Consider the following 6,731-nt stretch of genomic DNA (forward strand, 5'->3'; position numbering starts at 1 on the left):
ATCGNNNNCGAGGCTTGCCCGCGATGCTTTTGAGGCCGCTCAATCCGGCCAATGCCACGCCGGCTCGTCGAGCATCCCCTGGCCGACGATTTCGGTCTGGCCGAAATTCTTCTCCAGCAGGATGGAGTTGCATTGCGGGTCCTGCTGCAACGCCGCGATCAGCCGGCTGGCATGGGACACCACCCACACCTGGCACTGCTGCGAAGCCCGGATGATCAGGCGTGCCAAGGCCGGCAGCAGGTCCGGATGCAGGCTGGTTTCCGGTTCGTTGAGCACCATCAGGGTCGGTGGCCGTGGCGTCAGCAGGGCGGCGACCAGCAGCAGGTAACGCAGGGTGCCGTCCGACAGCTCCGCCGCCGACAGCGGCCGCAGCAAACCGTCCTGATGAAACTGCACGCCGAACAGTCCGCCCGGCACCGCATCGATCTCCAGTCGCGACCCGGGAAAGGCGTCGCTGATGGTCTCGCGCAGCGCCTGCTGATCACCCACCTCGATGATGGTCTGCAACGCCGCCGCCAGGTCGCGGCCGTCGTGGTGCAGCACCGGCGTGCGCGTGCCCAGCTGCGGCCGGCGCGCGGGGGCCTGGCTGTCGGTGCGGAAGTGATCGTAGAAACGCCAGCCACGGATCTGCTCGCGCAAATGCAGGACCTCGGGCGACGAACGCAGGTTGCCGACCTGGTCGAACAGGCTGTCGCCGCTGGAGGTGTGCTGCGCCAGCACCTCCCATTGCCGCCCCTCGCGGGCCCGCACCATCGGCCCCTGGCGATCCACCAGCACGCTGGCCGGGCGATACACCGGCCCGCTCCAGATGCTCTCGCGCTTGATCCGCGGGTCGAGGGTGAAGCGCGATGGAATCGGCATGCTGTGCCCGGGCAGCATGAAATGGCCGCTCGAGTCCGGCAGCCCCAGGCCGATCGAATAACCGAAGTCCTCGCCGGCAAAGCCCAGTTGCAGGCGCTTGACGGTTTTCCGTGGCCCGCCCTGGATCGCCACCTCGCCACGGCTCATGCGCCGGCTGATCTGTTCCGGTCCGGCCCAGAAGGTCGACTCCAGGCCGCCTTCGCTGGCCAGCGCATTGACCACCCCGCCCTGGGCGGTTTCCGCCAGCAGGCGCAGGGCCTTGTACAGGTTGGACTTGCCGCTGCCGTTGGGACCGGTGATCAGGTTCAGCCGCTCCAGCGGAATCACCAGTTTGTTGATCGAGCGGTAATTGGCCACTGCCAGGGTCTTGAGCATCCCGGGGCTCCTTGTGCATGAAGGCGCAGTGTGCCTGATCGGTGCAGATTTTGTAGCCGCCGCGACAGCTTCCCAGGGCTTCCTGCGCTCGCTGGAACAGCGCCCGCGTTGCGGTCGATCGCAGCCTGCGGCAGCGGCTACAGGGTTTGTGAGCACCGCGGCGTGCAGCGGTGGAACCCTGTTCTAAGCTCACAGTCGTATCGTCACCTGTACGATGGCATCGCGCCAAGGAGCCTGGATGGCTGGTCTCGAATCGAAGTGGATAGTGGGTTTGATGCTGGCTGCGCTACTGAGCGGTTGTGGCGCGGAAAAGCCGACCGAAAAGGACCGGCCGCGGGTGCGCGTGCAGCAAGTGCAGACCCGGGATTTCGCCGCGCAAGTGACCCTGACCGGCGATGTGCAGGCGCGGGTGCAGACCGAGTTGTCGTTCCGCGTCGGCGGCAAGATCATCCAGCGCCTGGTGGATGTCGGCGACCGGGTCACGGCCAAGCAGGTACTGGCCCGGCTCGACCCGAAAGACTTGCAGACCAATGTCGATTCCGCCGCGGCCTCGGTGTTCGCCGAGCAGGCGCGGGTCAAGCAGACCAGCGCGGCCTTCGTCCGCCAGCAGAAACTCCTGCCCAAGGGCTACACCAGCCAGAGCGAATACGATGCCGCCCAGGCAGCGCTGCGCAGCAGCCAGAGCGCCCTGAGCGCGGCCCAGGCGCAGCTGGCCAACGCCCGCGAGCAACTGAGCTACACCGCGCTGATCGCCGACGCGCCGGGGGTGATTACTGCGCGCCAGGCCGAGGTCGGCCAGGTGGTGCAGGCCACGGTGCCGATTTACAGCCTGGCCCGCGACGGCGAGCGCGACGCCGTGTTCAACGTCTACGAGGCGTTGCTGGTGGCCCCGCCGGAGGATGGCGTGATCAACGTCAGCTTGCTGGACAATCCGAATATCAAGACCACTGGCAGGGTGCGGGAAGTCACCCCGGTGGTGTCGGCGCAAAGCGCCACGGTGCAGGTCAAGGTGGCCCTCGACGGCCTGCCGGCGGGCATGGACCTGGGCTCGGTGGTCGGCGCTAGTGCCCATGTGCCCGGCAAGGCCAGTGTCGAGCTGCCCTGGGCGGCGTTGACCAAGAACCTCGACGAGCCGGCCGTGTGGCTGGTGGGCGAGGACGGCAAGACCAGCCTGCACACTGTCACGGTGGGGCGCTACCAGACCGGCAAGGTGATCATCAGCGACGGCCTCAAGGGCGGCGAAAAAGTGGTGATCGCCGGCGGCCAGTTGCTGCACCCGGGGATGCTCGTCGAGATCGTTTCCGAGGCCGGCGCCCAAGGAGCCAAGCCATGAAGCGCCTGTCCCTGCTGTTGTGCGCCGGCCTGACGCTGGGCGCCTGTTCCAAGGAAGAACCGGCGCCCGAGCCGGTGCGCCCGGTGCTGTCGTTCGAGGTGCGGGCCGAGTCCGAGGAAAGCCTCGGGCGGTTTGCCGGGAGCATCCAGGCGCGCTATGAAACCAACCTCGGCTTCCGGGTGCCGGGGCGCATCGCCAATCGCAACGTCGATGTCGGTGCCGAGGTGGGCAAGGGCGCCTTGCTCGCCACCCTCGACCCCACCGACCAGCAGAACCAGTTGCGCTCCGCCCTGGGCGACCTGGCGCGGGTCGAGGCGCAATGGATCAATGCCCAGGCCAACGCCCGGCGTCAGCAGCAGTTGTTCGACCGCGGCGTCGGCGCCCAGGCGCAGCTGGACATCGCCCAGACCGACCTGAAGACCACCCGCGCCTCCCTGGAACAGGCCAGGGCCGCGGTCAGCCAGGCCCGCGACCAGCTGGCCTACAGCGAGCTGCGCACCGATCACGGCGGCGTGGTCACCGCCTGGATGGCCGAGGCCGGCCAGGTGGTCAGCGCCGGCCAGCAGGTGGTGACCCTGGCCCGTCCGGATATCAAGGAGGCGGTGATCGACCTGCCGGCGAGCCTGGTGGACCAGTTGCCGGCCGACGTGGTGTTCAAGGTCGCCTTGCAGCTGGACCCGAGCGTCAACACCACCGCCGTGGTGCGCGAGATCGAGCCCCAGGCGCAGAGCGCCACCCGGACCCGGCGTTCGCGCCTGACCCTGACGCAAACCCCGCCCAGCTTCCGCCTCGGCACGGCCATCAGCGTGACCCTCAGCTCCGCCATCGTCCCGCGCACTGAAGTGCCGCTGTCGGCCCTGCAGGAGGTGGATGGCCAGACGCGGGTCTGGGTCGTCGACCCGCAGGCGCGGACCGTGGCGCCGCGAGAGGTCACGGTGCTCAGCCGGGACCATGATTCGGCGCTGATCAGCAGCGGGATCAAGATCGGCGAGCGAGTGGTGAGCGCCGGCGTGAACAGCCTCAAACCGGGGCAGAAAGTCAAAATCGACGAGGACAGCCCACGATGACGCCGGCCACGAAAGGGAGCTTCAATTTATCCGAGTGGGCCATCAAGCATCAGTCGTTCGTCTGGTACCTGATGTTCGTCGCCCTGCTGATGGGCGTGTTCTCCTACATGAACCTGGGGCGCGAGGAAGACCCGTCCTTCACCATCAAGACCATGGTCATCCAGACCCGCTGGCCGGGCGCGACCCAGGAGGAAACCCTCAAGCAGGTCACCGACCGCATCGAGAAAAAGCTCGAAGAGCTGGACTCCCTCGACTACGTGAAAAGCTACACCCGCCCCGGCGAATCGACGGTCTTCGTCAACCTGCGCGACACCACCAGCGCCAAGGACATCCCCGAGATCTGGTACCAGGTGCGCAAGAAGATCAACGACATTCGTGGCGACTTCCCCCAGGGCCTGCAAGGGCCGGGGTTCAACGATGAGTTCGGCGATGTGTTCGGTTCGGTCTACGCCTTTACCGCCGACGGCCTGAACATGCGCCAGCTGCGCGACTACGTGGAGCAGGTGCGCGCCGAGATCCGTGAAGTGCCGAACCTGGGCAAGGTGGAAATGGTCGGCGAGCAGGACGAAGTCATCTACCTGAACTTCTCCACACGCAAGCTGGCGGCGCTGGGCATCGACCAGCGCCAGGTCCTGCAAAGCCTGCAAGCGCAGAATGCGGTGACCCCGGCGGGGGTAATCGAGGCCGGGCCGGAGCGGATTTCCGTGCGCACCTCGGGGCAGTTCGCCTCGGAGAAAGACCTGGCCACGGTCAACCTGCGGCTCAACGAGCGCTTCTATCGCCTGGCGGATATCGCCGAGATCAGCCGCGGCTACGTCGACCCTTCGACGCCGCAGTTTCGCTACAACGGCCAGCCGGCCATCGGCCTGGCGATCGCCATGAAGAAGGGCGGCAACATCCAGGACTTCGGCAAGGCGCTGCACGCCAAGATGAACCAGCTCACCGCCGACTTGCCGGTGGGCGTAGGCGTACACACGGTGTCGGACCAGGCCGAGGTGGTGGAAAAAGCCGTCGGCGGTTTTACCAGCGCGTTGTTCGAGGCGGTGGTGATAGTGCTGGTGGTGAGTTTCGTCAGCCTGGGCGTGCGCGCCGGGCTGGTGGTGGCGTGCTCGATCCCGCTGGTGCTGGCGATGGTCTTCGTCTTCATGGAGTACAGCGGCATCACCATGCAGCGGATTTCCCTCGGGGCGCTGATCATTGCCCTGGGCCTGTTGGTGGACGACGCGATGATCACCGTGGAAATGATGGTCACGCGCCTGGAGATGGGCGAGACCAAGGAGCAGGCGGCGACCTTCGCCTACACCTCCACGGCCTTCCCCATGCTCACCGGGACCCTGGTGACGGTCGCCGGCTTCGTGCCCATCGGCCTCAACGCCAGTTCCGCCGGCGAGTACACCTTCACCCTGTTCGCGGTGATCGCCGTGGCCATGCTGGTGTCGTGGATAGTCGCCGTGCTGTTCGCCCCGGTGATCGGCGTGCATATCCTCAGCACCAATGTGAAGCCCCACTCCGAGGAGCCGGGCCGCATCGGCCGCGCCTTCAACAGCGGCCTGTTGTGGGCCATGCGCAACCGCTGGTGGGCCATCGGCATCACCGTCCTGGTGTTCGTGCTGTCGGTGGTCGGCATGCGCTTCGTGCAGAACCAGTTCTTCCCGTCCTCGGACCGGCCGGAGATTCTGGTCGACCTCAACCTGCCGCAGAACGCCTCGATCGCCGAGACTCGCATGGCGGTGGATCGCCTGGAGGCGACCCTCAAGGACGACCCGGACATCCTGCGCTGGAGCACCTACATCGGCGAAGGCGCGATCCGCTTCTACCTGCCGCTGGACCAGCAACTGCAGAACCCCTACTACGCGCAGCTGGTGATCGTCAGCAAGGGCCTGGAATCGCGCACCGCGTTGACCGAACGCTTGAAAAAGCGCCTGCGCGACGACTTCGTCGGCATCGGCAGCTATGTGCAGGCCCTGGAAATGGGCCCGCCGGTGGGGCGGCCGATCCAGTACCGGGTCAGCGGCAAGGACATTGACCAGGTGCGCAAGCACGCCATCGAGCTGGCCACCGAACTGGACAAGAACTCGCACATCGGCGAGATCATCTACGACTGGAACGAGCCGGGCAAAGTCCTGCGCATCGACATCGCCCAGGACAAGGCCCGCCAGTTGGGGCTGTCTTCGGAGGACGTGGCGCAGTTGATGAACAGTATCGTCAGCGGCTCCACCGTGACCCAGGTGCATGACGATATCTACCTGATCAATGTGGTCGGCCGGGCCGACGACAGCGAGCGCGGCTCCCCGGAAACCCTGCAGAACCTGCAGATCGTCAACCCCAACGGCACCTCGATTCCGTTGCTGGCCTTCGCCACCGTGCGTTACGAACTGGAGCAGCCGCTGGTCTGGCGGCGCGACCGCAAGCCGACCATTACCATCAAGGCTTCGGTGCGTGACGACATCCAGCCGACCGACCTGGTCAGGCTGCTCAAGCCGGATATCGACAAATTCGCCGCCGGCCTGCCGGCCGGTTATTCGGTGGCCACCGGCGGTACGGTGGAGGAGAGCGGCAAGGCCCAGGGGCCGATCGCCAAGGTGGTGCCGTTGATGCTGTTCCTCATGGCGACCTTCCTGATGATCCAGCTGCACAGCGTGCAGAAGCTGTTCCTGGTGGCCAGCGTCGCGCCCCTGGGGCTGATCGGCGTGGTCCTGGCCCTGGTGCCGACGGGCACGCCCATGGGCTTTGTGGCGATCCTCGGGATCCTCGCGCTGATCGGCATCATCATCCGCAACTCGGTGATCCTGGTGACCCAGATCGACGAGTTCGAGCGCGCCGGTCATTCATCCTGGGATGCGGTGGTGCAAGCCACCGAGCACCGTCGCCGGCCGATCCTGCTGACCGCCGCGGCGGCCAGCCTGGGCATGATCCCCATCGCCCGGGAAGTGTTCTGGGGGCCGATGGCCTACGCCATGATCGGCGGCATCATCGTTGCCACCCTGCTGACGCTGCTGTTCCTGCCGGCGCTGTATGTGGCCTGGTACAAGATCAAGGAACCGAAGAAAACCACGGCCTGAGATCGCGTTCGTCCGAGAGGACGCTATCGCGGG

General features: G+C 66.4%; 4 protein-coding genes. 3 read left to right on the forward strand and 1 reads right to left on the reverse strand.

What is annotated here, in order from left to right:
• Positions 1-39 precede the first annotated feature (39 nt).
• Positions 40-1,236: an AAA family ATPase gene (locus ACTJKT_RS22505; protein ID WP_169915764.1), complete on the reverse strand. Its 1,197-nt coding sequence runs from the start codon at positions 1,234-1,236 to the stop codon at positions 40-42.
• A gap of 238 nt (positions 1,237-1,474) precedes the next feature.
• On the opposite strand from ACTJKT_RS22505, the gene ACTJKT_RS22510 reads away from it, so the two are divergent.
• The 3 genes from ACTJKT_RS22510 to ACTJKT_RS22520 are packed head-to-tail and all read left to right on the forward strand — an operon-like array spanning position 1,475 to position 6,698.
• Positions 1,475-2,569, forward strand: coding sequence for an efflux RND transporter periplasmic adaptor subunit (locus tag ACTJKT_RS22510; protein ID WP_440788638.1), 1,095 nt, complete (start codon positions 1,475-1,477; stop codon positions 2,567-2,569).
• The gene (locus ACTJKT_RS22515) at positions 2,566-3,636 is read left to right on the forward strand and encodes an efflux RND transporter periplasmic adaptor subunit (protein WP_440788639.1); all 1,071 of its coding nucleotides are present in this window, start codon (positions 2,566-2,568) and stop codon (positions 3,634-3,636) included. Before ACTJKT_RS22510 ends, ACTJKT_RS22515 begins: the two co-directional genes overlap by 4 nt.
• Positions 3,633-6,698 carry an efflux RND transporter permease subunit gene (locus tag ACTJKT_RS22520; RefSeq protein ID WP_440788640.1) on the forward strand — a complete coding sequence of 1,022 codons (3,066 nt, stop codon included), beginning with the start codon at positions 3,633-3,635 and terminating at the stop codon, positions 6,696-6,698. The genes ACTJKT_RS22515 and ACTJKT_RS22520 overlap by 4 nt, the downstream gene beginning before the upstream one ends.
• Positions 6,699-6,731: the final 33 nt, after the last annotated feature.

Origin of the sequence: Pseudomonas sp. 22526, from assembly GCF_052044735.1 — a bacterium.
GTDB lineage: Bacteria > Pseudomonadota > Gammaproteobacteria > Pseudomonadales > Pseudomonadaceae > Aquipseudomonas > Aquipseudomonas piscium.

Coding starts and splice junctions, on each gene's coding strand:
- ACTJKT_RS22505 (WP_169915764.1), bottom strand. CDS start 1,236: ATGCTCAAGACCCTGGCAGTGGCCAATTACCGCTCGATCAACAAACTG.
- ACTJKT_RS22510 (WP_440788638.1), top strand. CDS start 1,475: ATGGCTGGTCTCGAATCGAAGTGGATAGTGGGTTTGATGCTGGCTGCG.
- ACTJKT_RS22515 (WP_440788639.1), top strand. CDS start 2,566: ATGAAGCGCCTGTCCCTGCTGTTGTGCGCCGGCCTGACGCTGGGCGCC.
- ACTJKT_RS22520 (WP_440788640.1), top strand. CDS start 3,633: ATGACGCCGGCCACGAAAGGGAGCTTCAATTTATCCGAGTGGGCCATC.